The 25,702-nt window shown below is 63.5% G+C and carries 28 protein-coding genes and 2 pseudogenes; 12 read left to right on the top strand and 18 right to left on the bottom strand.

The window, feature by feature from the left end:
* Positions 1–90 precede the first annotated feature (90 nt).
* Complete coding sequence (locus tag I3V23_06355; protein ID QPI86572.1) at positions 91–555, bottom strand: cytochrome c; 465 nt, start codon at positions 553–555, stop codon at positions 91–93.
* A gap of 261 nt (positions 556–816) precedes the next feature.
* Here I3V23_06355 and I3V23_06360 point away from each other — a divergent pair, with 261 nt between their 5' ends.
* Positions 817–1,077, top strand: coding sequence for a DUF2933 domain-containing protein (locus tag I3V23_06360; protein QPI86573.1), 261 nt, complete (start codon positions 817–819; stop codon positions 1,075–1,077).
* A 381-nt stretch (positions 1,078–1,458) separates the two neighbouring features.
* Positions 1,459–3,510 carry a thioredoxin family protein gene (locus tag I3V23_06365; protein QPI86722.1) on the top strand — a complete coding sequence of 684 codons (2,052 nt, stop codon included), beginning with the start codon at positions 1,459–1,461 and terminating at the stop codon, positions 3,508–3,510.
* A gap of 104 nt (positions 3,511–3,614) precedes the next feature.
* Here the strand turns inward: I3V23_06365 and I3V23_06370 are convergent, their stop codons facing one another.
* The 3 genes and pseudogenes from I3V23_06370 to I3V23_06380 form a co-directional block, all read right to left on the bottom strand.
* Positions 3,615–3,836: an SHOCT domain-containing protein gene (locus I3V23_06370; GenBank protein QPI86723.1), complete on the bottom strand. Its 222-nt coding sequence runs from the start codon at positions 3,834–3,836 to the stop codon at positions 3,615–3,617.
* Between the two features lie 103 nt (positions 3,837–3,939).
* The gene (locus tag I3V23_06375; GenBank protein ID QPI86574.1) at positions 3,940–5,358 is read right to left on the bottom strand and encodes a HAMP domain-containing protein; all 1,419 of its coding nucleotides are present in this window, start codon (positions 5,356–5,358) and stop codon (positions 3,940–3,942) included.
* A pseudogene (locus I3V23_06380) lies at positions 5,355–6,077 on the bottom strand (response regulator). The gene I3V23_06375 and the pseudogene I3V23_06380 overlap by 4 nt, the downstream one beginning before the upstream one ends.
* A 170-nt stretch (positions 6,078–6,247) precedes the next feature.
* Here I3V23_06380 and I3V23_06385 point away from each other — a divergent pair.
* The 8 genes from I3V23_06385 (at position 6,248) to I3V23_06420 (ending at position 13,149) form a co-directional block, all read left to right on the top strand.
* A complete protein-coding gene (locus I3V23_06385) occupies positions 6,248–6,874 on the top strand; it encodes a calcium-binding protein (protein QPI86575.1) in 627 nt (208 codons plus the stop codon).
* A gap of 75 nt (positions 6,875–6,949) precedes the next feature.
* Positions 6,950–7,336, top strand: a complete 387-nt coding sequence (locus I3V23_06390) for a DUF302 domain-containing protein (GenBank protein QPI86576.1) — start codon at positions 6,950–6,952, stop codon at positions 7,334–7,336.
* Between the two features lie 12 nt (positions 7,337–7,348).
* Entirely contained in the window at positions 7,349–7,822 is a 474-nt protein-coding gene (locus I3V23_06395; protein ID QPI86577.1) for a rhodanese-like domain-containing protein, read from the top strand.
* Positions 7,785–8,555, top strand: a complete 771-nt coding sequence (locus I3V23_06400) for a TVP38/TMEM64 family protein (GenBank protein ID QPI86578.1) — start codon at positions 7,785–7,787, stop codon at positions 8,553–8,555. Before I3V23_06395 ends, I3V23_06400 begins: the two co-directional genes overlap by 38 nt.
* On the top strand, positions 8,552–9,898 hold the full coding sequence (locus tag I3V23_06405) for an APC family permease (GenBank protein ID QPI86579.1): 1,347 nt from the start codon (positions 8,552–8,554) through the stop codon (positions 9,896–9,898). The genes I3V23_06400 and I3V23_06405 overlap by 4 nt, the downstream gene beginning before the upstream one ends.
* Positions 9,899–9,947: 49 nt before the next feature.
* Positions 9,948–12,281, top strand: coding sequence for a heavy metal translocating P-type ATPase (locus I3V23_06410; GenBank protein ID QPI86580.1), 2,334 nt, complete (start codon positions 9,948–9,950; stop codon positions 12,279–12,281).
* A 150-nt stretch (positions 12,282–12,431) separates the two neighbouring features.
* Complete coding sequence (locus I3V23_06415) at positions 12,432–12,626, top strand: heavy-metal-associated domain-containing protein (protein ID QPI86581.1); 195 nt, start codon at positions 12,432–12,434, stop codon at positions 12,624–12,626.
* Between the two features lie 67 nt (positions 12,627–12,693).
* Positions 12,694–13,149, top strand: a complete 456-nt coding sequence (locus tag I3V23_06420) for a DUF411 domain-containing protein (GenBank protein ID QPI86582.1) — start codon at positions 12,694–12,696, stop codon at positions 13,147–13,149.
* 165 nt (positions 13,150–13,314) lie between these two features.
* Here the strand turns inward: I3V23_06420 and I3V23_06425 are convergent, their stop codons facing one another.
* From I3V23_06425 to I3V23_06440, 4 genes and pseudogenes are all read right to left on the bottom strand, one after another.
* Positions 13,315–13,572, bottom strand: a complete 258-nt coding sequence (locus I3V23_06425; GenBank protein QPI86583.1) for a hypothetical protein — start codon at positions 13,570–13,572, stop codon at positions 13,315–13,317.
* Positions 13,569–13,985 (bottom strand): annotated as a pseudogene (locus tag I3V23_06430) (DUF882 domain-containing protein). The gene I3V23_06425 and the pseudogene I3V23_06430 overlap by 4 nt, the downstream one beginning before the upstream one ends.
* Positions 13,986–14,271: 286 nt before the next feature.
* A complete protein-coding gene (locus tag I3V23_06435; GenBank protein ID QPI86584.1) occupies positions 14,272–14,781 on the bottom strand; it encodes a hypothetical protein in 510 nt (169 codons plus the stop codon).
* Positions 14,782–14,871: 90 nt separating this feature from the next.
* Positions 14,872–15,156 (bottom strand): hypothetical protein, encoded by a 285-nt coding sequence (locus I3V23_06440; GenBank protein ID QPI86585.1) that lies wholly within the window; start codon positions 15,154–15,156, stop codon positions 14,872–14,874.
* A gap of 162 nt (positions 15,157–15,318) precedes the next feature.
* Here I3V23_06440 and I3V23_06445 point away from each other — a divergent pair, with 162 nt between their 5' ends.
* Together I3V23_06445 and I3V23_06450 are read left to right on the top strand one after the other, a co-directional pair.
* Positions 15,319–17,667: a cation-translocating P-type ATPase gene (locus tag I3V23_06445; protein QPI86586.1), complete on the top strand. Its 2,349-nt coding sequence runs from the start codon at positions 15,319–15,321 to the stop codon at positions 17,665–17,667.
* A 62-nt stretch (positions 17,668–17,729) separates the two neighbouring features.
* Entirely contained in the window at positions 17,730–18,242 is a 513-nt protein-coding gene (locus I3V23_06450) for a L,D-transpeptidase family protein (protein QPI86587.1), read from the top strand.
* Here the strand turns inward: I3V23_06450 and lnt are convergent.
* The 10 genes from lnt to I3V23_06500 are packed head-to-tail and all read right to left on the bottom strand — an operon-like array spanning position 18,223 to position 25,675.
* A complete protein-coding gene (gene lnt, locus I3V23_06455) occupies positions 18,223–19,830 on the bottom strand; it encodes an apolipoprotein N-acyltransferase (protein QPI86588.1) in 1,608 nt (535 codons plus the stop codon). The two genes, I3V23_06450 and lnt, sit on opposite strands and share 20 nt — an antisense overlap.
* Positions 19,797–20,255 (bottom strand): signal peptidase II, encoded by a 459-nt coding sequence (lspA, locus tag I3V23_06460; protein QPI86724.1) that lies wholly within the window; start codon positions 20,253–20,255, stop codon positions 19,797–19,799. Before lspA ends, lnt begins: the two co-directional genes overlap by 34 nt.
* A 28-nt stretch (positions 20,256–20,283) precedes the next feature.
* Entirely contained in the window at positions 20,284–21,066 is a 783-nt protein-coding gene (locus I3V23_06465; GenBank protein QPI86589.1) for a ZIP family metal transporter, read from the bottom strand.
* 12 nt (positions 21,067–21,078) lie between these two features.
* A complete protein-coding gene (locus I3V23_06470; GenBank protein QPI86590.1) occupies positions 21,079–21,534 on the bottom strand; it encodes a DUF411 domain-containing protein in 456 nt (151 codons plus the stop codon).
* Positions 21,535–21,537: 3 nt separating this feature from the next.
* A complete protein-coding gene (locus tag I3V23_06475; GenBank protein ID QPI86591.1) occupies positions 21,538–22,911 on the bottom strand; it encodes a M23 family metallopeptidase in 1,374 nt (457 codons plus the stop codon).
* On the bottom strand, positions 22,908–23,534 hold the full coding sequence (locus tag I3V23_06480; GenBank protein ID QPI86592.1) for an SCO family protein: 627 nt from the start codon (positions 23,532–23,534) through the stop codon (positions 22,908–22,910). The genes I3V23_06475 and I3V23_06480 overlap by 4 nt, the downstream gene beginning before the upstream one ends.
* A complete protein-coding gene (locus I3V23_06485; GenBank protein QPI86593.1) occupies positions 23,534–24,001 on the bottom strand; it encodes a copper chaperone PCu(A)C in 468 nt (155 codons plus the stop codon). Before I3V23_06485 ends, I3V23_06480 begins: the two co-directional genes overlap by 1 nt.
* 23 nt (positions 24,002–24,024) lie before the next feature.
* A complete protein-coding gene (locus tag I3V23_06490) occupies positions 24,025–24,684 on the bottom strand; it encodes a thioredoxin domain-containing protein (protein ID QPI86594.1) in 660 nt (219 codons plus the stop codon).
* Positions 24,681–25,103, bottom strand: coding sequence for a disulfide bond formation protein B (locus I3V23_06495; protein QPI86595.1), 423 nt, complete (start codon positions 25,101–25,103; stop codon positions 24,681–24,683). The genes I3V23_06490 and I3V23_06495 overlap by 4 nt, the downstream gene beginning before the upstream one ends.
* Before the next feature lie 5 nt (positions 25,104–25,108).
* Positions 25,109–25,675, bottom strand: a complete 567-nt coding sequence (locus I3V23_06500) for an SCO family protein (GenBank protein QPI86725.1) — start codon at positions 25,673–25,675, stop codon at positions 25,109–25,111.
* Between the last annotated feature and the right edge of the window lie 27 nt (positions 25,676–25,702).

Genomic DNA, 25,702 nt, shown 5'->3' on the forward strand with positions numbered 1-25,702 from the left:
GGCCCGGCGACGGTGCGGCGAGGATTGCAAGCGCCATCATGAGCACCGCGACCAGTTCCTGGCGCGCGAAAAAAACCGATAGCACCCGCATCAATTGATCCCATTCTCGCGCTGCACCTCGCGGATGTAGCGAGCGATATACTGAACGTCGGCGCGAGTCAGGCCCTCGACCGGGGGCATGTTGCCAAAGGGCCAGTGATGCGCGCGTACGCCGTTCCGAACCGCCATCTGAAAGGCCTCGTCGGAATGATGGCTCGGTTCGTATGTGCGGTGGATCAGCGGCGGCGCGACACCGTTCTGACCAGCCGCGTTTGCCCCATGACAAGCCGCACACACGGTTTCGAAGGCGCGTTGACCAATCGCCGCCTCGGGCGACAACTGTTCGGGAAGCCTAACCTCGACGATGGGCGCGCCCTGAGCCAACTCGCTTATTGCTGTTGGGTCCGGGTGGACCATGGTCCCTGCCGGTTGCTCGACCGGTTGCATAAATTGCCAGATCGCCACGCCAAGCCCGGCGACAAACACACCGCCGATGAGAAGCCCGAGCTTGTTCATGTTCCTTGCCCTTTTCTTGCCTTTGATCTGCTCCACTCCACCCAGGCGCCGGCCAAGGCACTGTGGGTTCAGACCGCTCGAAACTTGAGGATTTTTTTTACCGGCTCTCAGCCACGTTGCAATCCGTTAGCCCCGTGTTTTTTGTAACCGAATGTATCCTTGACCTTCACCCGGAAAAGGCACCTAACGTGCGGCCGGTAGAGTGTAGCGGAGGATGTGATGTCCTGGAACCCAAGGAACTTTTTATCGAATGGTGCCAGAATGAAGCTTGGCATGCTGGCCTGTTGTGCCGTGATGCTCGTCCCGCTCGGCGCCTTTCTTTTGGCGGGCGGAACGTTCGGCGGGCTTGCGAGCAATCTTGGGCTTTTGGCGCCGCTGGCGTTGTGCCTCGGCGCGCATGTCGTGATGCATCGCATGATGGGCAGATCCTGCCACGACAGCGCAGTGAATACCCCCCAGGAGGACATCGAACAAGATCGCGACCCAGCTGCGGCGGTTGTCACGGTCAATGCTGCGCGCTGACTGGGTAGCAGCGGGTTCCGGACTGCGTCCGAAACTGGCGCTGGTTGTCCTTCTTGCGTTGGCCGGGTGCGGGACGACTTTGCAGCAGTGCCCGAATCCCGACGCCACGCAGTCAACACGTGGCGCGACATTGACGCTCCCGGATGGATGCCGTGCGGTCCAGACCGGCGCCGTTGGTGTCGTCACCCTCGCCTGCGATGGCGGACGGGTCGGTTATGCGTTCGACGCGCCCGTTTTTGCGGCGCAATGATGGCCAGGGCCTCCGGCACAAAAAGGGAATCTGTAGCGGTGACGGACAATTTCGGCAGACTGAGCCGGTTGAAACGCAGGGGCGGCTCCCGGCTGGCAGCGGCTCTTGTTGTCATGGCCACGTCGGCACCGATGGCCCCCGCCGCGACCTCGGAACAGGTAGCGACATCAGCGGTCAGCGCGCAGCTTATCACGGCGGAAAATGGTGTTGCACCCGGGGCGGGAGCGATTTCGGCAGGGCTGGCGCTGGAACTTGGTGAAGGCTGGAAGACCTATTGGCGCACGCCGGGCGAGGTGGGCTTCCCGCCCGAGATCGACTGGAGCGGGTCGCGCAATGTCGCCGAGGTCGAATTTCAATGGCCCGCGCCCGAGCGGTTCACCGCCTTCGGTATCGAGAATTTCGGCTATCATGACGAGGTGGTCTTTCCGTTGCGCATAACGCTGGAACAGCCGGGCCAGCCTGCCCATCTGTCCGCGTCCGTAACGCTGCTGACTTGTTCCGATGTCTGCGTGCCTCAGGATTTCACCCTGACGCTTGACCTGCCCCAAGGCGCGTCGATCGACCCGGACAGCGCGGCCCGCATCGCCGATTACGCGGCCCGCCTACCGGTCGGGGCCGAAAGTGGAGGTGTCCAGTCCGCCAGCGCGCACGTAGATGTCGAAGAAACCGCGCTGACAATCACCTTGCGGGGGGCCTCGCCATTCCAGACACCGGATGTGTTCCCGGAACTGGGAGAGGGTACTGCCTTCGGGGCCCCTGACATCAGGCTGGGCGAGAATGGCCGCCTGCTCTGGGCGCGCTTGCCCATCCTTTCGCCGCCCGACGACCCGACGGCCGGCCTGTCGCTCACAGTGACCGACGCCCGTGGTTGGGCCGTGACCGTGACGCCTGACAGGCTCGAGACTGCGTCGCTCCCGCCCTACACGGAAGGACGCGCCGCCGCGCCGCTGTCCAGCATGGTCTGGATCGCGCTGACGGCCTTCCTCGGCGGGTTGATCCTGAATGTCATGCCCTGCGTGCTACCGGTACTGTCGATCAAGCTGTCCTCTGCCGTGAAACTGGAGGGTGCCCGTCGCGCTACCGTTCGATGGGGATTTCTCGCCTCGGCCGCAGGAGTCATGGCTTTCATGTGGGGCCTTGCGACCGCGCTGTTTGTGTTGCGGCAGGCAGGTGTTACCGTCGGCTGGGGCCTGCAATTCCAGAACCCGGTTTTCCTCGCTTTGATGATCGGTCTCCTTGCCATTTTCGCGGCGAACCTCGCGGGCGCCTTCGAGGTCGCTCTGCCTGCTGGTCTGCAAACCCAGCTTGCCCGCGCGGGAGGTGCCAAGGGGCATGGGGGCGATTTCCTGACCGGTGCCTTCGCAGCGGTACTTGCCACGCCCTGCTCCGCGCCCTTTCTCGGGACAGCCATCGCTTTCGCGCTGGCAGGGCGCGGTGTGGACATTGCGCTGGTCTTCACATTTCTCGGGCTGGGGCTCGCAGCCCCTTACCTTCTGATTGCCGCTCGCCCGGGCCTGGTCCGCCATCTTCCAAGGCCGGGGCGATGGATGATCGCGCTGCGCGTCGTGCTGGGCCTTCTTCTGGCGGTCACCGCGGCTTGGCTGGTCTGGGTGATGCAGGGTGTCGCGGGAACGGCCACGATGCTCGTGGTTGTTGGGGTGACGGCAGGCGTCGTTCTGCTGCTGTCGTTGTCGAGGTTCCGGGGCACAGTTCGTGCCGGGCTCGCGCTGCCCCTCGTGGGGGTCATGCTCTTCGGGGCAGCGTATCTGGCCGACACATCAGCGCCCCGCGCGCTTTCGTCTCAGGTGACCGAATGGGTGCCCTTCGACCGGGCAGAGATCGCGCGCCGCGTCTCGCGGGGCGAGGTTGTGTTCGTGGATGTCACGGCCGACTGGTGTCTGACGTGCAAGGCGAACAAGGCGCTCGTGCTCGACCGTGACCCTGTCGTCTCGGCGCTTGCCGCAGAGGGCGTCACACCCATGCAAGCTGATTGGACCCGGCCCGACCCGGCGATTTCACGCTACCTGGAAAGCTTCGGCCGTTACGGCATTCCGTTCAATGCGGTCTATGGCCCGGCAACCCCGGACGGCGTCGTCTTGCCGGAACTGCTGACCCCGGACGTGGTCATGGCGGCGCTCGACGATGCCGCAGGGGAAGAACGGGATATCGCCGGTCAGCCCTGAATGCACGCTGCCGCACCTGTTTCCGGCTGCGGCAGGTGAGGTTCATGGCGTGGCTCTCGCGCCGGCCTTACCCCGCAGCGGCGGGCCTGGCACAGAACCGCCGCTCACTTTTCCAGCACCTTGCGCCGCCGGTCGAACTCATCCTCGTCGATCTCGCCCGAAGCAAAGCGTTCGCGCAGGATCTCCATTGCATCGCGCTTCCCGGGGTTGCTGCTGCGCTGGTTGTCGGTGAGCCATTTCACCGCGATTACGATCAGGGCGATGATGATGCCCCAAAACACAATCATCATAAGCCCGCCAAATATGCCGAATCCACCACCCCACATCATGTGACCGTATCCTTCCTGCCAGTTTTCCATGGGGTCCGCAGCGGCCAGTGTCGGCGCCGAAAGACTGCTGATTGCCCAGATTGCCAATCGTTTCATTTCATTATTCCTTCCGTTGTCTCGCGTCGTTGATGGCTGCGCCCTCTGCCAGCGGGATGAGGATCGATGCCTTCAGACCGCCTTCGGGACGGTTTTCAAGCCGGATGTCACCGCCGTGTCCGCGCACGATCGCCCGTGCGATGGCAAGGCCCAGCCCATGCCCCCCGGTTTCGAGCGAACGGGAGGCTTCCAGCCGGTGAAACGGCGCGAAGACCTCTTCGAGTTCATCCTGGGGGATTCCGGGGCCACAGTCGGTAATCTCGATTGCCAGATCGTCGCCTGCGCGGTGCCAGCCGACCGTGGCCCCGCCCCCGTAACGCGTGGCGTTCTCCACAAGGTTGCGAACGGCCCTGCGCAGGGCAAGGGGGCGTATACGCAGCGTCATCGGGGGGCCACCGGACAATTCGAACGGCGTGGCCTTGTCGTCTGCCTGTGTTTCGAGCCAGTCGGGCAGGTCGACGACCTCCGAGGTTTCCCGCCCCGCCAGCCCCTGGGCGAAATCGAGCGTGGCCTCGGCCATGGCCTGCATCTCGTCGATGGAAGCGATCAGGCTCTCGCGGGTCTTCTCGTCCTCGACGAGTTCGGCATCAAACCGCATTGCCGTGAGAGGCGAGCGCAGATCATGGCTGACCGCGGCGAGAATGCGGGTGCGATCCGCGACAAAGCGCGTCAGCCGGTCCTGCATGCGATTGAACGCGCGGGTAAGGTCGCGCACCTCATCAGGGCCGGCGACAGGCAACGGGTCACGCGCGTCGCCGCGCCCCAGGTCCTCGGCGGCGCGCGACAAATCTCGCAGGGGGCCCGTCAGACGGGTCATCACGAACCAGAATGCCGCGACGAGGATCAACGCGGCCGTCAGCCCGAAAGCGAGGAAGGACGACAGGGGCCACTGCAATGGCGGGCGTTCGAACCGGGTGTCGACGTTCAGCCACTGGCCGCCGGACAGTGCAATAGACAGGGTCAGCTCGACCGCCTGCATCCGGCCGCGCATCATTTCCTGATGCATCTCGGCCATCTGCGGGGACAGGTTCGGGATCGGATGAAGGGGGCTTGCGGTTTCCCTTAGGTTGACCCGGATATCACGACTGAAGCCGTCACCCAGCAAGGCCCGGATGCGCGTTTCGATATAAGCGGCATGATGGTGATCGGGCGTGGTCACGCTTGGGGCAGGCGCAAGGTCGAACCGAACGAGTGGTGAATTTGCCGCCCGCACGATAGACGCGGACAGATCGGGCGGCGCGTCTTCCAGCAGGCGAACGACATTGGCGGCGCGTCCTGCTGCCTCGAAGCCAAGGGCGGCGCGGACGGCCAGGCTGCGCTCGTCCGTGAAGAGCCACAGGCTTACCGCCTGCGCGATGGCCAATGCCCCGAGGATGAGGATCACGAGCTGCGAACGCAGGCTGCCTATGCGCAGCCGGGTCATGCGACCACCTCGACATCCGTGTTCAGACTGTATCCCTGGCTTCGGATGGTAGTGATGAGCGTCGGGCGCAACGGGTCCATCTCGATCTTGCGTCGCAGCCGACTGATCTGGTTGTCGATCGTACGGTCGAGCGGTCCCGCCGCGCGCCCCGCCGTAAGATCGAGAAGCTGCTCTCGGCTCAGAACCGTGCGCGGACGCGCCAGAAGGACCGTCAACAGCCGGAAATCCGCTGTCGTCAGTTGCAGGCGATTGCCGTCCCGGTCGATCAGAACGTGTGCGTCGGTATCCAGCGTCAACCCGCCAAAGCGCAGAATGCGGCCTGAAAGGTCTCCGGCATCGCTTCTCTCCTGAGATGTGCGGCGCAGGACCGCCTTGATACGCGCGAGAAGCTCGCGCGGGTTGAACGGTTTCGGGAGGTAATCGTCCGCGCCGATCTCGAGGCCCACGATCCTGTCCTGATCCTGCCCGAGGGCCGTGAGCATGATGATCGGAAGCCGTTTCTCGGCCGACAAGCGCTTGCAGATCGAAAGTCCGTCTTAGCCCGGCATCATGACGTCGAGCACCATCAGGTCGAAGTGACCTTTGGCGAGCTTCTCGTCCATGTCCCGGGCATCCTTGGCCGCCGTTGCCCGCATGCCGTTTCGTTCCAGGAATCGCGCGACCGAGTCCCGTATCTGGCGGTGATCGTCGACGACGAGGATATGCGGCAAACTGTTCATACATCTCATCTGGCAGTGTGGCGACGCGCGGTCAGCACCGGGATTGTAACGCTTTGTATCAGGTACCTGCGTTGCGACGAACGGATACAAGATCGGCAATGACGCAGCCTTGGTCTTCCCTATTGTTTTCCCATGTCGGTGAGGCGTTTCACACGAGAAAGGATACAGACATGAAAACCAGAGCGAAACTCGCGGCGACGACCGTCATTCTGATAGCAATCGGCGGGGCTGCGCTGGCCTCGGGCGATCATGGCCACGGTGGACAAAGTGCCCCGGCTGCGCAAGGTCCCGGCGCCGGCAACCATGACATGATGCAGATGATGATGCGGATGCATGGGCAGATGATGGGAGGCGGCATGGGCATGATGGGATCCGGTGGGCCCATGGGCGGAATGGGCCAGGGCATGATGGGCGGCGGAGCGTCGCTGATGGGAATGGGTCTGGAGCGGTTCGACGCCGATGGCGATGGCTCGGTGACGCCCGAAGAAGCCCATGCAGGACTGCAAGCTCTGCTGGCGGAATATGACGCCGATGGCAATGAAGCTCTGTCGCTCGCCGAATTCGAGACGCTCCACAGCGCGCTCATTCGTGAAGCCATGGTGGACCGCTTCCAGTTCCTCGACGACGATGGAGACGGCGCGGTGTCGGTGGCAGAGATCGTCAAGCCCGCCGACATGATGGAGCGCATGCAGACGATGCGCGACGGCATGATGCCTGGGATGATGCGCGGGCCGAACGATGGGATGATGGGTGACGGCGGCATGCAGGGCAACGGTAGTATGATGGACGACAACTGAGCCTGATGTACCGTCACCCCTTGCCCGGCCCCGCAGGATGCTGGGCCGGGCCAAACCCCTGAAAGGACAGACAGAATGGCATATACACATGACCGCCTGATGGCGGACACCGGCCTGGACGAAGCAGAGGCACGGGTGCGCGCGGCGCTGGCAGACGCTGGCTTCGGCGTTCTGACCGAGATCGACGTCAAGGCCACGATGAAGAAGAAAATCGACAGGCACATGGACGGCTACAAGATCCTGGGCGCCTGCAACCCGAACATGGCATGGGAGGCAATCGGGTTGGAGCCACGCATCGGCGCGATGTTGCCCTGCAACGTGATCCTGCGCAGCGTGGACGGCGGCACCGAGGTCAGCGCCATCGACCCCGTGGCCTCGATGCAGGCGGTGAACAATGCCGAATTGCACAAGGTCGCAGGGCAAGTCCGCGAGATGCTCGTGCACGCGGTGGATGCGGCCTGAAGGAGACAACCGATGACAATGGCACACGGTCGGCGCGTCTTCGTTCTTGGGCTGGCGGCAGCGCCTGTCACCCTCGTCACGTCTCCCCTGACCGCACAGGCCCGGACAATCTGGTCGGCAGACGAGGCCTACGACGCCCTTCTCGCAGACAGTGCGCGTGTGATCGATGTGAGGTCGCGCGAGGAATGGCTGGAAACCGGCGTCGGGGCCGGGGTCTGGCCGATCAGCATGCACGAGGACCGTTTTCCAGATCGGCTCTTTGCGGCGAAAGCGCTGGCCGGATCTCGCAACGTCGGCCTAATCTGCGCGACCGGGGGGCGTTCGGCGTCCCTGCTCCGTGCGCTCAGGCAGGCTCGCTACGATGGCTACGTGGACATCTCCGAGGGAATGCTGGGATCTCGCCGGGGCCCCGGCTGGCTTGCTGCCGGTCTGCCCGTGGTTCCGCTGGATGCAGCGCTTGCTTCGATGCCGGAGGACCTTGCCTGACGTGCCAGAAGAGAGCGCCTCAAAGAGAAATCACTACCTGTCCCTCGGCAAGGGTGCCGCCCTTGTCGTCGGCGCCGTCCTTGGGCTGGGCCTCGTTGGCTGGGCTGCAGGATGGTGGTCGTTCGACCTGGACCGGGTGACGGTCGAGACGTGGGTCGCGAGTGCCGGGCCCTTGGGACCGCTCGCGGTCGTCTTCCTCATGACAGTCGCGGTCGTTGCCAGCCCCATTCCCAGCGCACCGATCGCGCTGGCTTCGGGGGCCGCTTATGGCCACTACGCCGGTACTCTATATGTCGCCCTTGGATCCGAGATCGGTGCGCTTGTGGCTTTCCTCATCGCTCGAGGTTTGGGGCGTGGACCGGTCGAGCGTCTTCTTGGCGAAAGGGCCGACTACGGTCTGCTGGGGTCGCAGAACGCGTTGACGCTCACGGTTTTCGTGAGCCGTCTCCTGCCCTTCGTCTCTTTCGACGCGATGAGCTATGCAGCCGGGCTCAGTCGGTTGCACTTCTGGCGCTTCGCCCTCGCCACGATGGCCGGCATCCTGCCCGCGAGTTTCGTACTCGCGCATTTCGGCAGCGCTGCGATGGAGGGCAGCATCGGAAGCGCCGAGTGGATCGCCCTCGGACTGGGCCTCATGACAGGCCTTCCCCTCCTGCTGGTTGCGCTTCGCCGTGGCGCAACTTCGAGAAAGGACGATCCGGCGAAAGACACCACGGAGGCTGGTCGATCATGAGTTCGGACTACAAGAAGAACAGCCTCAGCCTGCCCGACGCCGTGGCGATGGGAACGGGCGTGATGATCGGCGCCGGTATCCTTGCACTGACCGGGCAGATTGCCGAACTGGCGGGCCCGTTGTTCCCATTGGCGTTTGTCGCGGGCGCCGTTGTGACCGCATTCAGCGCCTACACCTACATCAAGATGTCGAACACCTGGCCGTCCGCGGGCGGCATCGGCATGATCCTCAAGAAGGCCTATGGACCGACAACGGTTGCCGCTGGCGCGGCACTCCTGATGGCCCTTTCGATGGTCATCAACGAAAGCCTGGTTGCACGGACCTTCGCCACCTACCTGATGCGCGGTCTGGGGATGGAGCCGGGCGGCTGGCTCGTCCCGGCAATCGGTGTCGGCCTCATCGTTTTCGCCTACCTTGTGAATGCCTCCGGGAACAGATCGGTCGGCCTTCTGTCGCAGATCATGGCGGTCCTCAAGGTTGGAGGGATCGCGCTCTTCGGCATCGCGGCGCTGTGGGCGGGCGGTGTCTCCTTCGAGGCGACGGGCGGCGGGGAAACGGGCGTCGCCGGTTTCGTCGCATCGCTTGCCCTCGCGATCCTGGCCTTCAAGGGCTTCACGACGATCACCAATTCCGGCGCCGAGATCACGGACCCGCACCGCAACGTCGGCCGCGCCATCGTCATCTCCATCGCGATCTGCGTGGTGGTCTACCTGCTGGTGGCCTTCGCCGTGGGCTCGAGCCTGCCGCTCGACCGGATCATCGCAGCGAAAGACTACGCGCTCGCCGAAGCGGCGGAGCCGGCGCTCGGCCGGATCGGATTCTACCTGACGGTGGCGCTGGCGCTCGTCGCGACGGCCTCGGGCGTGATCGCAAGCATCTTCGCGGTGTCCCGCATGCTCGCGATGCTGACCGACATGAAGATGATCCCGCACAGTCATTTCGGGATGCCGGGCACGATCCGGGATCACACTCTTGTCTACACGGTCGTGATCGCAGGCGTTCTCACCATCTTCTTCGACCTCAGCCGCATCGCGTCGCTCGGAGCTTTCTTCTACCTCGTGATGGACATGCTGATCCATTGGGGCGTCTGGCGTCACCTGAGGGAAGAGATCGGCGCGCGAGGGTGGATTCTCCTGACTGCCATCGGGCTCGACGCCGTCGTGCTCGGGGCCTTCATCGTGATGAAATGGGAAAGCGACCCAACGATCGTTCTGATCGCGCTGGCCGCCATGGCCGCCGTCTTTGCGTTCGAGCATGTCTTTTTGAAGCTCAACCCGCCCATGGACGGCGATCATGACCACGGGCCAGCTGACATCAGTGAAACAGAGAAATCATCCCCTTGACCTTCCAACCGTTGGAAGCCCCACATTGAGTCCCGAAAGGGGAATCCCAATGTCTGAACACGCCCATCATCATCACGACGCTCCACCGTCTGGCGCGAAGACCGCGACGGATCCCGTCTGCGGCATGCAGGTCGAAATGCGCGAGGACGCGCGATCGCGCGAGTATAGCGGCGAGACCTTCTGGTTCTGTTCGGAAGGCTGCCAGACGAAATTCGATGCCGATCCCTATTTCTATGCATCAGGGAATGCGCAGAAGACCGAGCAGAAAGCCACGCCAGGCACTCAATGGACCTGCCCGATGCATCCCGAGATCGTCCGCGACGAGCCGGGGAGTTGCCCGATCTGCGGCATGGCGCTCGAACCGATGGTGCCCTCGGACGAACCCAGCGAAGAACTCACCGACTTCACCCGACGTATGTGGATCAGTGCTGCGGCAGCGGTGCCGTTGGTCGTGATCACCATGGGCGAGCTTGTAGGCCTCGACGTGCGGGGCTGGATGGGCCACCAGCTGTCCATCTACGCCGAGTTCGTGCTTGCGACCCCGGTCATACTCTGGGCGGCCCTACCCTTCTTTCGGAGGGGCCTCGACTCATTCCGGAACCTTTCGCCAAATATGTGGACCCTGATCTCGCTCGGGGTCGGCGCAGCCTACGCCTATTCGCTCGCCGCCACCTTCACACCCGGTATCTTTCCCGAGGAATACCGGATGGGGCACGGCGTCGGTACGTACTACGAGGCGGCCGTCGTCATCGTCGCACTCGTCTTCGTGGGTCAGGTTCTGGAGCTTCGAGCCCGGGAACGCACCGGTGACGCGATCCGTGCGCTTCTGGACCTCGCACCCAAGACCGCCCGGCGTATCCTGGAGGACGGGACGGAGTACGACGCCCCCCTCGAGAACATCGTCGAGGGCGACCTCCTGCGCGTACGGCCGGGCTACAGCGTCCCGGTGGACGGCGAGGTGGTCGAGGGCCGATCCTCCATCGACGAAAGCATGATCACGGGCGAGCCGGTTCCCGTCGAGAAGACCGAAGGCGACCGGGTGACCGGAGGAACCATCAACAAGAACGGAACGCTGGCGATCCGGGCAACGCAGGTCGGCGCCGACACGGTGCTTGCCCAAATCGTCGAGATGGTCGCCGGCGCACGGCGTTCCCGCGCGCCGATCCAGGGGCTGGCGGACCGGGTCTCGTCGATCTTCGTGCCAACGGTCGTCGCGGTCGCCATCGTTGCGTTCTTCGCCTGGCTCGCGCTCGGTCCCGAACCGGCGCTGGCCTTCGCCATCGCCTCTGCCGTCTCCGTTCTGATCATCGCCTGTCCTTGCGCCCTCGGGCTCGCAACACCGATCTCGATCACGACGGCTGCGGGTCGAGGCGCGCAGGCGGGCGTGCTGATCAAGGACGCGGAGGCGCTTGAACGGATGGCGCGTGTGGACACGGTGATCGTGGACAAGACCGGCACGCTGACCGAAGGCAAGCCGAAGCTCACGGATGTCGTGGCGCTTGATGGGCACGACGGGACCGAGGTGCTTTCGCTCGCCGCGGCGCTCGAGCGTGGGTCCGAGCATCCGCTCGCCGAAGCTATCGTCGAGGGCGCTCGGGACCGTGGTGCGGAGATCGGTCGTTCAGACGACTTCGACGCCGTGACAGGCAAAGGCGTGCGCGGCAAAGTCGGCGGGCGACAGGTGGCGCTTGGCAACGCTGCCATGATGGCCGAGTTGGACATCGCGACTGACGTTGCGGAGGAGGCCGCCGATGGACTGCGGACCGAAGGCAAGACGGCGATGTTCGTTGCGGTCGGTGGCGAACTGGCGGGGATCGTCGCCGTGGCCGACCCGATCAAGGAGACCACGGAAAGCGCGATCCGCGAGTTGCACGCGCTGGGGCTGACCGTAATCATGGCCACCGGGGACAACCAGCGCACGGCCGAGGCGGTGGCACGCAAGCTCGGGATTGACGAGGTGCGCGCCGGGGTTCTCCCCGAAGACAAGAAGACGCTCGTGGAGGAGCTTCGCGCCAAGGGCGCCCGGATCGCCATGGCGGGTGACGGGGTGAACGACGCCCCGGCGCTTGCGGCGGCTGATGTCGGCATCGCCATGAGCACGGGCGCGGATGTCGCCGTTGAAAGCGCCGGGATCACACTGATGCGCGGCGATCTCGTGGGGCTCGTGCGCGCGCGCAAACTCGCGACAGGCACCCTGCGTAACATCAAGCAGAACCTGTTCTTCGCCTTCGCCTACAACGCAGCCGGTGTGCCGATCGCGGCCGGGATCCTCTACCCCTTCGTCGGACTATTGCTGTCGCCGATGATCGCGGCCGCGGCGATGAGCCTGTCATCGGTCTCGGTCATTTCGAACGCACTGCGGCTGCGGCGCCTCGAACTCTGAGAGGTGCGACTTGCAGTTCCAGATTTTGTCGCAGATGCCGAGAACCGAAGATCGGAAACAACGCCCCGTCCATCCAAGGGGACAAAACAGCCTTCAGCTTGCCGCCAGAAGGCAGCCCCCTAAGACTCAAAATGCAAAGGAGAGACCAAAATGAAGTTTCACGTCCCGGACATGAGCTGCGGCCACTGCACGGCCGCCATCGACAAGGCGCTCAAGTCGATCGACCCGAATGCCAGGGTAGATACAGACCTGACGTCGAAGACCGTCACGGTTGCGTCCGCCAAGGATGCCGCTGCGTTACAGACCGCCCTCAAGGAGGCCGGCTACCCCGCAATTCCGGCTTGATGGCCTCTATGTGAAATCTCAAACGCATAGCCGCCAAAACCGAACAGGATTGGAACTGGAAATACGCATGAACAGACGAGAATTCATTGTTGCGGGCGTCGCTGCCGCCGGGCTGCCCGGTGTGGTCCACGCTCAGTCGCTGGCACCGCGCATCGAGGTCTACAAATCGCCGACCTGCGGATGCTGCTCGGCCTGGGTCGAGCACATGGCGCGCGCAGGCTTCGCCGTGGACGCGCACGATATCGATCAGGACGCGCTTTATGCACTCAAGGCTCAGTCCGGAATTACGCCCGAACTGGCCTCGTGCCATACGGCGCTCGTGGACGGGTATGTCGTTGAGGGCCACGTGCCTGCCGAGGATGTCGCCCGTCTGCTCGCCGAACGTCCCGAGGCCATCGGCCTGTCGGTTCCGGGCATGCCGATCGGCTCACCCGGCATGGAGATGGGCAATCAGCGTGATGTGTTCGATACCCTAATGGTGATGGGTGACGGATCGACGGAAGTCTTTCAGCGACACGGCTAGCGCATCGCTCCACAGGCTCTCGCCTGTTCCCGCATCACGGCGAAATCCGCCAACATCTCTGCGATCGCCGAGCCGTTTGGCAGCAAGGCCAGTTCCTCGGCCGCCCGCGCCTGGAATTCCCGACTGTACGCGACGACCGGCGGACATGCCCGCAATGCTCCGCCTTCAGAACCGACCGTCGCGCAGCCGCTCAGCCAGATCGTCGCGAGAGCGAGGCCGACGCGCCGCCGCCTCGAGCATCCGTCTTTGCGCATCGTGGGATCTCTCCGTGGTCTCGAGCCGTTCGGCCAGACGCCCGGCGCGCTCGCCGACGCGGCGCAGGGCCAGCAGGAACAGAAGGATCGCGAGGGCTGTGACGCCGTAGCGAAGCGCCGCGCGCGCCACAGTCGATCCGGCGAGCGTGGCCAAGAGCCCGCCGATCACCGCCGCCCCCGTTTCCAGTCGTCGAGCCGTGCGTAGATCGTGACCGCAATCCCGCCGAGCGCGACGGCAATGAACACCAAACGCAGGGTATCGAGATACGGCACAAGCGGCAGGATGGCATTCTGCGTTTCGGCCAGCACCTGTTGCGCCACCTCCACGCCGGCTGCACCCAGCGTCGCGACACCCGCGGCTCCGCCGCCTTTCATGGTCCGGCTCTCCGCCAGAACCTCGCGAGCCGGCGGGGTCTCAGCCGCGAAGGGCACGCGCCGCGCCGGGAACCGCTCGCCCCACTGGCGCGCAGGGCCGAGGTCGACGTGCATGAAGCCCGAGCGCGGATAGAAGCCGAAGCCGAGGAACCCGACCTCGCGCGCCGCCGCCTCGAAGGCCGCAGGATCGTGGTTCGCCATGGCGATCTGGCATTTGACGGGAATGGTGGTGGTTGGGCTGGAAGGTGGCAGATTGCCGTCCCCGTAAGCGCGACGAGCTTGTTGCCCGGTTGCGCGACGGTCCGTTCTGAGGACGGCGGCGCTGCAGCATGTTCACCGGTTGTCGGGTACAGCCGGGAGTTCCAGGCGCGGGCGGTGCATAACCTGGCATGCTGCCAAATGGAACGGCGATCTCGAACGTGCCAGGCGACTATGCCGTGATGCGAGGGCAGGCTCGGGATTGCCGCGACCCATGATACACGCGAGGCACGCTTTATTCTTGATATTGCGCCGCCACGAAATCGGCACCATCTTTGGTGAACAACACATCCGGTCCACGGGCATCCATCTGCTCATCCAGCATGTCAAAGATGGTTTGCCCCCGGTCAACATCGACTGCGTCACGCAGTTCAGTGCCGTACGCACTCGCCACCATGGTCTCCAAATGATCCATGAACTCCAGTGTAAATCTGCCAATGCAAGGCTCGAATAAACTAGATATGGTGTTCTTGTCGTAAATTGGATAGGCTGAATTCCACGTCGTCCCATAGAAACTGAGAATGAATATCTCGATAGAAACGGGGGCCCATCCTTTAGACCTTGCATGCGCGCCGATCGAGGCTTTTATTCTGCCCAGTCGCTGGTCAATTGCGCTGATTTTGTCACCATCGAATGATCCGTGACCACGTTTGCACTCAAACACGAAAAGCTTGCCGGAATTGGTATTGAGTGCAAGGCAGTCGAGATGGGCCTTGCCTCCTGCGACTGGGATCTGTTCCTTCATGGCCTGCCAATGCGACAGCTTATTGATTGCATAAATGAGCGCGCGCTCAATCAGTAAGCCGTGACGCTTCTTGCGGTCGGTCGAGCGATCTCAGGTTGGGCGCGCGGCGCAGATCGGATTGCCGTTCGCTGTTCGCAGGGGGAGCAAGGTCACCTCCACCGGGCCGTTGTGCTCGTACCAATAACAGCCGTCTCCCGGCCTGAGGCGGGCGGTCGAAACGTCTTGATCGGGTGCCGCCATCGCCACCACGCTTTCGGGCACGTTCCCGATCGCGTTTGCGGTATCGCTGCTGTCGCTCGGTGAAATGGCACACCCGGCAGCGAGCATTAACGTGGGCAGGACCATCATGTTACGTTTTTGCATGATCGATTGCATTGAGTTTCCTTTCGCATTTGCTTTCTGCCTCGCCAAAACGGGGCAATCCGCTGTCAGTCCTACCAAAAAACAGAACATGAAGACCAACCGATTTTTCACTTGAAGCTCTAGTTGCTGTAGGTGCTATGTCGATCTGAACTGTCCGAATCCCGAGGTCCGTTCATGCCGTCTTATATCCACCGCCATGATGATACCGACGCTCCGCAGGCATCCGGCGACGGCTGCTGCGGAGGCAGTCGAAGCTGTGGCAACGTCGCTCCAGTAACGCCCGCGCCGTATGCCGGGCGCAGCTTTCAGGTTTCAGGCCTCGATTGCGCCGAAGAGGTCGCGATCCTGAACAAGGTGGTCGGCCCGAAGATCGGCGGGGCGGAGCATCTCGCGTTCGACGTGATCAATGGACGGATGACCATCCTCGACAGCGCAATGAAGGTATCGGACGGCGAAGTTGCAGAACTGGTGGCAAGCACCGGCATGACCGCCAAGCCCTGGGATGCCGAAAACGCGTCGGTCGACCAGGCAGCCCATCTTGCACGACAGCGGCTGTTTACGGCGCTCAGCGGCGGCTTCTGGGCCGCGGGATTCCTTTGGCACATCATCGAGACGGGCATGGGCGGGGCGTTCGGCCTTTTCGCGGGGCACGGCGAAGCGCCGATGCCGCTGGTCGAGGCAGGGCTGTTCGCGGTTGCGATCCTGTTCGGTGTCTGGCTCGTGGCACCCAAGGCATGGTCGTCCGCTCGGCGGCTGTCGCCGGACATGAACCTGCTCATGGTTGTCGCCGTGGCCGGTGCCATCGGGCTTGGCGAATTCTTCGAGGCGGCGACGGTCGCGTTCTTCTTCTCGCTCTCGCTCTACCTCGAAAGCTGGAGCGTCGGGCGTGCGAGGAATGCGGTCTCGGCGCTCTTGGATCTTGCACCACCGACGGCGCGCATGATCCGCGAAGACGGAAGCGAGGCCGACGTTCCGGCGGCTCAAGTCGCCGTAGGCTCAAGCTTCATAGTACGCGGTGGCGACCGTATCCCGCTCGATGGTGAGGTGACGGACGGCGCGGGCGCGGTCGATCAGGCGCCAATCACCGGAGAGAGTGCGCTGGTCCCAAAGGAACGAGGCGACGAAGTCTATGCTGGCACGATCAACGGCGAAGGCACATTGACGGTGCGCGCCACGAAGGCCGCCTCGGACACCGTCTTGGCCAAGATCATCCGCATGGTCGGCGACGCCCATGCCCGCCGCGCGCCGGTGGAGCAATGGGTGGCGAAGTTCGCCCGCATCTACACGCCTATCGTCATGGCTCTCGCCATTGCAATTGCCCTGCTGCCGCCGCTCATTTTCGGTGGGGCCTGGGATTATTGGTTCTACAATGCACTCGTGCTGCTGGTGATCGCCTGCCCGTGTGCTCTGGTCATCTCGACACCGGTCTCCATCGTCGCCGCACTCACCGCCTCAGCGCGGGCCGGAGTGCTGATCAAGGGCGGTGCATATGTTGAGGCACCGGGCAAGACCACTGCACTGGCCATGGACAAGACCGGCACGATCACCATGGGCGAGCCCGAGGTGGCGGCGGTGCATCCGCTGGGTAGAGCATCGGCGCAGGATCTGATGACCCTCGCCGCGGGGCTCGAGGCACGTTCCTCGCATCCCTTGGCGCGCGCCATTCTCGCGCGGGCAGAAGCCGACGGCATCAAGGTGTCCGCCGCAGAAGATACCCGAACCGTTCCTGGTAGGGGACTTGAAGGACGCACTGACGGCCGGTCGATCTGGCTAGGGTCGGACCGGTTTGCCGAGGAGAAGGGTTTCGGCGACGCCATTCCGAAGGATTTGCGCGACCGCATCGAAGGGGCTGGCAGCACCCTTGTTGCCGTGGGCGACGACACCGGCGTGACCGGCATCCTGGAATTGCGCGACCGTATCCGCCCCGACGCCAAGGGCATCGTGGCACAGCTCCACGCGCAAGGCGTGAAGACCATCGTCATGCTGACGGGCGATAACGAGCGGACGGCGCGCGCCGTTGCAGCCGAGGTCGGCATCGACGAGGTCCGCGCCGAGCTTCTGCCCGAAGACAAAGTGACAGCCATCGAAGAACTGGTCGAAACGCATGACATGGTGGCCATGATCGGCGACGGGGTGAACGACGCCCCCGCCATGGCGCGGGCGCATTACGCCATCGCGATGGGTGCTGTTGGTTCGGACGCGGCAATCGAGACTGCGGATATTGCCCTGATGACCGACGACCTCGGCAAGGTGCCTTGGCTGATCGGTCATTCGCGCCGGACAATGTCGATTATCCATCAGAACATCGGTATTTCCTTGGCGACCAAGGGCGTTTTCGTTGTCGCTACCGCGTTTGGAGTGGCATCGATGTGGGGCGCTATTGCAGCCGACGTAGGAGTGTCATTGCTGGTGGTGGCCAACGCCCTGCGCCTGCTGAACAGCCAAGAGGCCAAGGCGCCTCCGTCCGGCGGTGAACAGGTTGGTCCACAGATGACAAAGGCCGCGCTTGCCCATGCAAATTGATCACGCAGCATTTGCAAGGTACCGTAATATCCATATCAGACCTCACCAAAGAGGCATGAGGAGTGAAAACCATCCGATTTCCCCGCCGCGCCGTCCTGTTGGGCGGGTTCGCAGCGTTTTTGTCCGGCTGTGCCAGCAAGTTCCGCAGCTATGGCGGACCCGAGGTGACCCGTGTTCGGCTTTACAAGGGGCAGCGCTTGCTTGTTCTCGACGGAGTCGACCGGGTATTGCAAACCTATCCGGTCGGGCTGGGTTTCGCGCCCGAAGGTCACAAGCAATTCGAGGGAGACGGTCGGACCCCGGAGGGCGACTACGTAGTCGATAAGCGCAACCCTGAAAGCACTTATCATCTTTCGGTTGGCATCTCTTATCCGAATGAGGCCGACATCGCCTTTGCCGAAGCGCAGGGCCTTTCCCCCGGCGGCGACATCTTCATTCATGGTGGTCCACGCCCGGGCATCGACCCAACGGCCGTCCGCGACTGGACAGCTGGGTGCATCGCGGTCACAGATCGGCAGATCGAGGACATCTATGCAATGGTGAAGGACGGAACACCTATCCACATCTTTGCATGACGGTCTTTCTCATGCGGCGGTAGCGAGCCGTCGCATTCGCCGCCATTGCCCAGCTCCACGAAGCCAAGATGAGCGCCAACAGCATCCAGTCCCCGAAGCTCGCGTAGAGGGTCGGCGGTCGCGCGGAGGGCATCCTAGCGTCGATGATGCCCGTTTCGCCGGTATCAAGCCGCGCAACGATCTCTCCGTTCGCGTCGATGACCGCGGAGATGCCCGTATTCGCGGCCCGGATGACAGGAAGGCCTTCCTCTACGGCGCGCATCCGTGCGGAAGCCAGATGCTGCTCCGGTCCGATGCTGGTGCCGAACCAGGCGTCGTTCGTCGCGTTGAAAATCCAGTCAGGTCGGAACAGGTCGTCGACCACATGGCCTGGGAAGATGATCTCATAGCAGATCGCCAGGGCGACCAGCGGCAAACCCGGAAGCGCAAGCGTTCGAGGGCCTGGTCCGGGCGTAAAGTCGCCCAGACCCGCCGTGAGCCGCTCGATGGGCAACCAGCCACGGAATGGCACATATTCGCCGAAGGGTACGAGATGGTGTTTCGCGTATCCGGTCAGGATTCCGCCGGTCGCGCCAAAAGCCTGGACCGTGTTGAAATATCGGGTGCCATCGTCGCTCGGTACACGGTCCGGCGCCCCGGTGAGCAGCACGCTGCCTTCCGGTAGCGCAGCGGCAATGCGGGCCTGCGCCTCCGTATCCTCATCGAGGAAACCCGGAAAGGCAGTTTCCGGCCAGAGAAGAACGTCGAAATCGCCGCGCCGGGTTGAAAGCTCAAGATAGCGCGCGAATGTCGCCTCGCGGTTCTCGGGCGCCCATTTCTCCTCTTGGGGAACGTTGCCCTGGACGATGCGCAGGTCGACACCGGGTGGCTGTTGTGCATCCGACTGGAGGCGAAGCGTGCCGACGGCCCACATCGTCGCTATGCCGGCCAGCGCCATGAGCGAGATGGTCAATCGTTGCCGCCCGGACGCCATGGCAGCCGCGCTGGGGAGTACCGCGACGAACACGGTGAGAAAGCTTAGCCCATAGCTTCCGACCCAGGCGGCGGTCTGGCGAAGGGCGGCGTAGTCTACAAGTGCGTAACCGGCCAGATTCCAGGGAAACCCTGTCAGAACGTGACCACGCAGCCACTCGGCCGCGGTCCAGGAGGTCGCGAACAGGAGGCAGGCCAAGAGACTGCCCATGGCTCCGCGCCGCGCGATTTCGGCAAAAAGCGCAGCGGCAATGGCTGGGAAAATCGCGAGACCTGCGGACAATCCCGCGACCGCCGGAATCGCCATCGTCCCAAACCGCTCGGCCTCGACGTAGAAACTTTCCGCGATCCACCAAATCCCGAAACCGAACTGGCCGAGACCAAACGCCCAGCCGACGAGGAAAGCGCGCCCGAAGGATAGATCGCGAAGACCGACAAACAACGCGGAATAGGCAATGGGAACAAGCAAGAGAAGCGAGAAAGGCGGGAAAGTCAGAACGGTCAGCGCCCCGGCGACGAAACCAAGCGTCATCCGCGAAAGAAAACGGTGGCGCAGAGCGATGCGGTTCAGAATTTCCGGCTTCACGACTTGATCGAACGCCGCGCGCTGATCCATGGCGCGGCGAGCAAGAGCCCCACGCCACTGACGACAAATACATCGGCCAAGTTGAAGGCAGGCCAATGTGTTGTGCCAATGTAGAAATCGAGAAAGTCTGTTACAGCCCGATACCGCACACGATCGATGACATTGCCCAGGGCTCCGCCAATGATCGCGCCATAGGCAAGTGTTTCGACAGCATTTTCGGCGCGAAACAGCATAACCCCTAGCCAAACACAGATGGCAAGAGCGAGAGCGATGAGGCTCCACCACGGCGCGCCGCCCAACATCCCGAAAGTCACGCCGTCATTACGATAAAAGACGAGGTTGAATCCCGGAAACACGGAAATCCCGGCGCTTAAAGTGGCGGCATTCGCAACAACAATGGCTTTGGTGATCTGATCAATCGCGAACGCAGCAAGCGCCGCGAAGACGCCGATCACCGGAGATACCTTGTTTAGTGACATTGCCTCAACCCAACCAGACATCGAGAAACAGCATCAGAACGAGCCCGACTGCGAGACCGAGCGTCGCCCTGTTCTGATGGCCGCTGCGATGGGTTTCGGGGATGATTTCGTGGCTAATGACGTAGAGCATTGCGCCCGCGGCAAAGGCCAGACCCCATGGCAGAAGCGGTTCCGACAGGTTGATGATACCGGCCCCGAGCAGGCCGCCAATCGGCTCGACCATGCCCGTGAGCGCCGCGATGCCCCAGGCGCGCAGCTTCGGATATCCCTCGCCCAGCAGCGACACCGCGACGGCCAATCCTTCGGGCGCATTCTGAAGCCCGATGCCGATGGCGAGCGGCAGACCGCCCTCCATACCTCCGGATCCGAAGCCGACCCCCACGGCAAGGCCTTCGGGGAAGTTGTGGATCGTGATCGCGATGATGAACAGCCAGACCCGCCGAAGAGACGCCGCTTCGGGCCCTTCGCGTCCCGTCTTGAAGTGCTCGTGCGGCAGCTTTTCGTTCATCAGGGCGACAGCCCCCATGCCCAGAAGAATCGAAACGCATACGATGGCAGCAGGCATCGCGCCGTTTTCGAACATCGGCTCCGCCGCATCCAATGCCGGGATGATCAGCGAAAAGAAAGAAGCGGCGAGCATCACACCGGCAGCGAAGCCGAGCGACAGATCGCGCGCGGCCCGGGACGGGATGCGCCCGAACAGCACGGGAACTGCTCCGACTGCTGTGAGCGATCCGGCGGCGAGACTTCCGAGAAAGCCGAGCATTATCGGAGACAGATTTTCCATGGGCGGGCCAGATTATCCTTCGGCGTAGCTCGAAAAGACTTCCGTCGACCCGTCCTTGCGGATGAGGAAGACATCATAGGCCTCGCGGTCGTCTTCTGGCCCCATGCCGGGCGAGCCATAGGGCATCCCCGGAACGGCGAGGCCGACGGCGTCCGGGCGCTCCTCGAGAAGGCGGCGGATGTCAGCGGCCGGGACATGGCCTTCGATCACGTAGCCATCAATGAGCGCGGTGTGGCAGGAGACCATGCGCTGCGGCACGCCGTTGTCGAGCTTGAAGCGAACCAGCAACCCGCCGAACATGTCCTGGCCGGTCGGCGCAAAGCCATTCTCTTCGAGATGGTTCATCCACGAGAGGCAGCAGCCGCAACCGTTCGTCTTGCGGACGTCGATCGCCGTTGTCTCTGCGAGGACCTGGGCCGCTGGTAACAGAGCGAGGGTGATTGCCAGAGCTTGGGTCATGCGTTTCATGGGTCAGAGCCTTTCGGTTGTCGTTTCGGCAATCTCGCTGCCGAGGTTTTCATTCAGAAGCGCCCGCGCCTCGGCCAGACGCGATAGTGCTGCGGTGTCATCGGCTTCGCTCTCGGCCGCTTCGGCGAGCCGGTCGTCAGCGAGGGGGTCAGTCGGGCGCCCATCCACGAGGACTTCGTAGTGCAGGTTCGGACCTGTCGCCGTACCAGTCGCGCCGACGCGGCCGATCACATCTCCCGCCGCAACGCGTTGGCCTTGTGCCAGGTCTTCCGGCACGGCGCTCAGATGCGCGTAGCGCGTCATGGTGTCGGAGCCGTGCGAGATTTCGACCACGCGACCATATCCGCCGCGCCAGCCGATGAAATTGACCCGCCCCGGTGCCGTCGCTTGAACCGGTGTCCCACGTGCCGCTGCGAAATCGACGCCGGTGTGCATCCGAACGTTGCCAAAGACCGGATGCGTGCGGCGCCCGAACACCGAGCTGAGGCGCGCACCCTCGACCGGCTGTGCGAAGACGCGCAGCACCTCGCCATCGACGTAGATCGTCGCCTGACCGCTGCCGTCGTCAGGCCATACGATCTCGTAGAGCGAACCGCCGATCTCCAGTGCGGCGAAGGCGAGTTCGGGCTGTCCTATCCTGTCCTCGCCGACCCGCGCCTCACGCCAGAGAAGCCTTAGTGTTTCGCCACCAGCCATCTCGCGGCGGAAATCCACGGTCCCACCCAGCATCTGCGCAAGGTCCACGGAAAAACGGGCGGGTATGCCGGCTTCGTCGAGTGCCGCGAAGATGGAGCTGTCGATCACGGCTTCGCCGGCGAGGGTTACGATCTCCGGATCCGGAGCCACGACCTGTGTGGACAACTGCTCGCCGAAAACCACCTCAATCCGAACCCCGTCCTCGACGGCAAGTGCGACGGTGCGGGGGCTGCCGTCCATGGTCGAAGCAACAGTGACCGAGTGCCCCGGCCGCAGCCGTCGCAGATCGTATTCGGCACCGAGCGCGAGGGCAACTTCCGCTCTGTCAGGTGCCGCAAGACCGGCTTCGGACAGCAAGAAATCGAGCGTCTCGCCGGGTGCAATGTCGCGCGACCACGTCGACAGCGGTGGCTCGATCGCCCGTACCGGCACGTCGGCAACAGCGACCTGCAGAAGGGGCAGCGGGCCGAGGTCGGATGCATCTTCTGCCCATGCCGTCGCGGGCAGCGTCACGGGAATGTCAACGTTCAGGGGGGCTTCAAGACTTTGGGGCATCCAGCTACCTGCCTGGGCAAGTTCCGGCGGCACGGGTTCTTTCGACAAAAGATCGGAGATGGCGATAGCCGCACCCGAAACCGTCCCCGCAATTGCAACACAAGCCGCCAGAGTTCTGAGCCTCATGTCGCCCCCTCCATTTCTTCTGCCAGCGCGCGACGGATCTTCGGCACCGCGAATTCTCTGGCTTCGTGATAGTCGATCATGGTGACGAACCGCCCGGAGGCTGCGAACAGGAAGACGCTCGCGCTGTGGTTCATCGTGTAATCGCCGCTCTCCGTCGGCACCCTTTCGTAGGTGGCGCGGAAGCCGTCCGCGACGCGCGCTATCTGCTCCTCCGGCCCCGTCCAGCCACGGATCGCAGGATGGAAGTAGCCGACATATTCGGCCATCGTTTCGACAGTGTCGCGCTCGGGATCGACCGTGATGAAAACCACGTTCATCTCGTCGGCCTCGTCTCCCAGATCGTCGAGCCATCCCGATATGTCCGAGAGCGTGGTCGGGCAGACATCGGGACAGTAGGTGAAGCCGAAGAACGCCATCGTCGGGCGACCGATCAGGGTTTCTGGCCCGACCCCATTGCCCTCATGATCCGTCAGACGGAAATCCATCTCGGTCAGGGCCACAGGCCGCTGCCCGACAGGTTCGGGTCCACCGGGTCCATCGACCTGCCACCAACCGACGAAGAGCATCAGGGCGACCGCCCCGACACCAGCCGCGCCGTACCCCAGGATCGCCCGTCGCCGCATCAGTCCTCTGGCCCCCGCGCGGCGATTCCGAGGATCGGCACCTCGACCGTCACTTCGCCTCCATCGTCGAAAAGCAGGGTCAGCGGAAAGGTGTCCCCTTCCGTCATCGGTTCTTGTAGCCGCATCAGCATTGCGTGCAGGCCCCCCGGTTCGAGCGCGACGCTCTCGCCCGGGGCGATCGCGATCTCCCCCGCCGGGCTCATGGAACTCACACCTTCGGCATTTGTCTTCGTCTCGTGAATTTCGGGCATCATCGCGAGCGGTGTTGTAAGGCCGATCAGCGTCACTGGCTCGTCGCCAGTGTTGCGGATCGTCATGTAAGCGGCCCCGGGACGGTTGATCCCGATGGAGGCGCGGGACCACGCATTCTCGACGACAACATCCTCGGGTCCGGCCAGCGCGGGCACCGAGAGCCCTCCAAGGGTCAAAAGTGCGGCCAGTGTGCCAGTCAAAATATACTTTTTCATCGTTCTGATCCTGCCCTTTCTATTCAGCTTTGCGCGGCAGCGACTTCGGCGGCCACCAGACGACGCAATTCTGCCTCTCCGAATGGATCGAGCGGCTTGCCGTTCACGAAGAATGTGGGCGTCTGGCGAATTCCCACGGTCTCGACGTCAGCACGATCCTGGTTCAGGATCGCCACGACATCGGGTGCCAGCATTTGCGTGCGCGCGGCCTCGGCATCGAGTCCGGCCGTGGCGGCGATCTGAAGGATCAGGCCGGGCGCCGGGGCACCGTGCGACGCCCATCTCGGCTGTTCCCGCAAAACAGCCTCGAGCACCGGCACGTAAATGTCCTGCATGCGCGCCGCCTCGAGCACGCGGATCGCTTCCTCGGATGCCACGCCGTGGAAGGGCGTGTAGCGGATCACGACGCGGACAGCATCCCCATGCTCGGCCATGATGTCCTTCACGATGGGATGAAAGGCGCGACAGGCCTCGCAGGCCGGATCGAAGAATTCGACGATCGTGACGGGCGCCTGCGCAGGTCCGAGGATGGGCGAGTAGGGGCGGATCATCGCCTCCGCGAGTTCCGGAGCAACAGGCTCCGCTTCGACCACCGGGCCGGGGCGGGTTGCAAACCAGGTGGCTCCGCCGAAACCGGCGACGCCGAGGGCGAGAACGGACAGGATCAGGCCGCGTCGGTTCATGTTCGTGTGTCCTTCAATGAAAGGGCCGACAGCGCCCCGATCAGCGCGAAGGCGACGAGCGCCATCAGCGGGATAGGGACGCCGAAGACCAGTTGGTTGTCATCGGTGCAAGAGGGGCCGGTGGCTGTGCAAGGCTGGATGCGTTCGGGAACAAGACCGACGTACAGCCCCATGTGCCACAGGGCGACTGCGCCGCCGCCAAGCGCCAATGCGATGCCGTAGCGCCCCACGCGGCCGTCCCGCCACCAAAGGCCGAGCCCGAGGACAATGGCCAAGGGAAACATGAAGGCGCGCTGGAACCAGCACAGCAAACAGGGCGTCTGCCCCAGCACCTCGCCGATGAAAAGCACGGCAAGCGAGGCGACGAGTGCGATGATCCACGCCAGCCCGAGGGCTGTTTCTCCGGATATGCGGTTCATTTCGGTCAGATCCTCTCTTCCAGATCGGCGAGGATCTCTTCGGCGGAGGTGCCGTAGGGCCACGAGTCGGCGAAGCCCGCGTCGGGATCGAAGAGGAACAGATGCGACGTGTGGCCCATCGTGTAACCGTCCGGCGCCGCAGCCTCTTCGACGCGTTCGAAGAAGATCGGAAAGGTCTCGGATGTGGCGGCGATCTGTTCCGGCGTGCCGGTCAGCCCGATGATGCCCGCATCGAACAGCGGGACGTATTCGGCGAGTGCTGCGGGCGTGTCTCGTTCGGGGTCGATTGTTATGAAAATCGGCTGGACCTTGGCGACATCGTCGCCCAGACCGTCCATCACCGCCGCGACCTCGGATAGGGTCGTCGGGCAGACGTCGGGGCAGTTGGTAAAGCCGAAAAAAACCAGCATCCAGCGCCCCGCAAAGTCCTCCTCGGTTCGAACCATACCCTGGTGGTCCGTCAGTTCGAACTCAGCGAAAAAAGGCGGTTCGGCGTCGGTTCGGGCGCTATCGGCACGATAATCGGACCATAGCAAAAGCCATACGAAGGCAAGCGCTGCCACGCCTGCCAAAACCCAAAGAAACTTCTGTGCCGATGT

Source organism: Rhodobacterales bacterium HKCCA1288, from assembly GCA_015693905.1.
In the GTDB taxonomy this organism is placed as follows: Bacteria; Pseudomonadota; Alphaproteobacteria; order Rhodobacterales; family Rhodobacteraceae; genus M30B80.

Bases quoted from the DNA above. Each gene is read 5' to 3' on its own strand.
- I3V23_06435 (QPI86584.1), bottom strand. From the start codon at position 14,781: ATGAAGGAACAGATCCCAGTCGCAGGAGGCAAGGCCCATCTCGACTGC.
- I3V23_06465 (QPI86589.1), bottom strand. From the start codon at position 21,066: ATGGAAAATCTGTCTCCGATAATGCTCGGCTTTCTCGGAAGTCTCGCC.
- lnt (QPI86588.1), bottom strand. From the start codon at position 19,830: ATGGATCAGCGCGCGGCGTTCGATCAAGTCGTGAAGCCGGAAATTCTG.
- I3V23_06390 (QPI86576.1), top strand. From the start codon at position 6,950: ATGGCATATACACATGACCGCCTGATGGCGGACACCGGCCTGGACGAA.
- I3V23_06415 (QPI86581.1), top strand. From the start codon at position 12,432: ATGAAGTTTCACGTCCCGGACATGAGCTGCGGCCACTGCACGGCCGCC.
- I3V23_06490 (QPI86594.1), bottom strand. From the start codon at position 24,684: ATGAACCGACGCGGCCTGATCCTGTCCGTTCTCGCCCTCGGCGTCGCC.
- I3V23_06405 (QPI86579.1), top strand. From the start codon at position 8,552: ATGAGTTCGGACTACAAGAAGAACAGCCTCAGCCTGCCCGACGCCGTG.
- I3V23_06400 (QPI86578.1), top strand. From the start codon at position 7,785: ATGCAGCGCTTGCTTCGATGCCGGAGGACCTTGCCTGACGTGCCAGAA.
- I3V23_06365 (QPI86722.1), top strand. From the start codon at position 1,459: ATGGCCCCCGCCGCGACCTCGGAACAGGTAGCGACATCAGCGGTCAGC.
- I3V23_06445 (QPI86586.1), top strand. From the start codon at position 15,319: ATGCCGTCTTATATCCACCGCCATGATGATACCGACGCTCCGCAGGCA.
- I3V23_06470 (QPI86590.1), bottom strand. From the start codon at position 21,534: ATGAAACGCATGACCCAAGCTCTGGCAATCACCCTCGCTCTGTTACCA.
- I3V23_06440 (QPI86585.1), bottom strand. From the start codon at position 15,156: ATGCAATCGATCATGCAAAAACGTAACATGATGGTCCTGCCCACGTTA.
- I3V23_06375 (QPI86574.1), bottom strand. From the start codon at position 5,358: ATGACCCGGCTGCGCATAGGCAGCCTGCGTTCGCAGCTCGTGATCCTC.
- I3V23_06360 (QPI86573.1), top strand. From the start codon at position 817: ATGAAGCTTGGCATGCTGGCCTGTTGTGCCGTGATGCTCGTCCCGCTC.
- I3V23_06355 (QPI86572.1), bottom strand. From the start codon at position 555: ATGAACAAGCTCGGGCTTCTCATCGGCGGTGTGTTTGTCGCCGGGCTT.
- I3V23_06385 (QPI86575.1), top strand. From the start codon at position 6,248: ATGAAAACCAGAGCGAAACTCGCGGCGACGACCGTCATTCTGATAGCA.
- I3V23_06475 (QPI86591.1), bottom strand. From the start codon at position 22,911: ATGAGGCTCAGAACTCTGGCGGCTTGTGTTGCAATTGCGGGGACGGTT.
- I3V23_06395 (QPI86577.1), top strand. From the start codon at position 7,349: ATGACAATGGCACACGGTCGGCGCGTCTTCGTTCTTGGGCTGGCGGCA.
- I3V23_06480 (QPI86592.1), bottom strand. From the start codon at position 23,534: ATGCGGCGACGGGCGATCCTGGGGTACGGCGCGGCTGGTGTCGGGGCG.
- I3V23_06495 (QPI86595.1), bottom strand. From the start codon at position 25,103: ATGAACCGCATATCCGGAGAAACAGCCCTCGGGCTGGCGTGGATCATC.
- I3V23_06420 (QPI86582.1), top strand. From the start codon at position 12,694: ATGAACAGACGAGAATTCATTGTTGCGGGCGTCGCTGCCGCCGGGCTG.
- I3V23_06485 (QPI86593.1), bottom strand. From the start codon at position 24,001: ATGAAAAAGTATATTTTGACTGGCACACTGGCCGCACTTTTGACCCTT.
- I3V23_06410 (QPI86580.1), top strand. From the start codon at position 9,948: ATGTCTGAACACGCCCATCATCATCACGACGCTCCACCGTCTGGCGCG.
- I3V23_06370 (QPI86723.1), bottom strand. From the start codon at position 3,836: ATGTGGGGTGGTGGATTCGGCATATTTGGCGGGCTTATGATGATTGTG.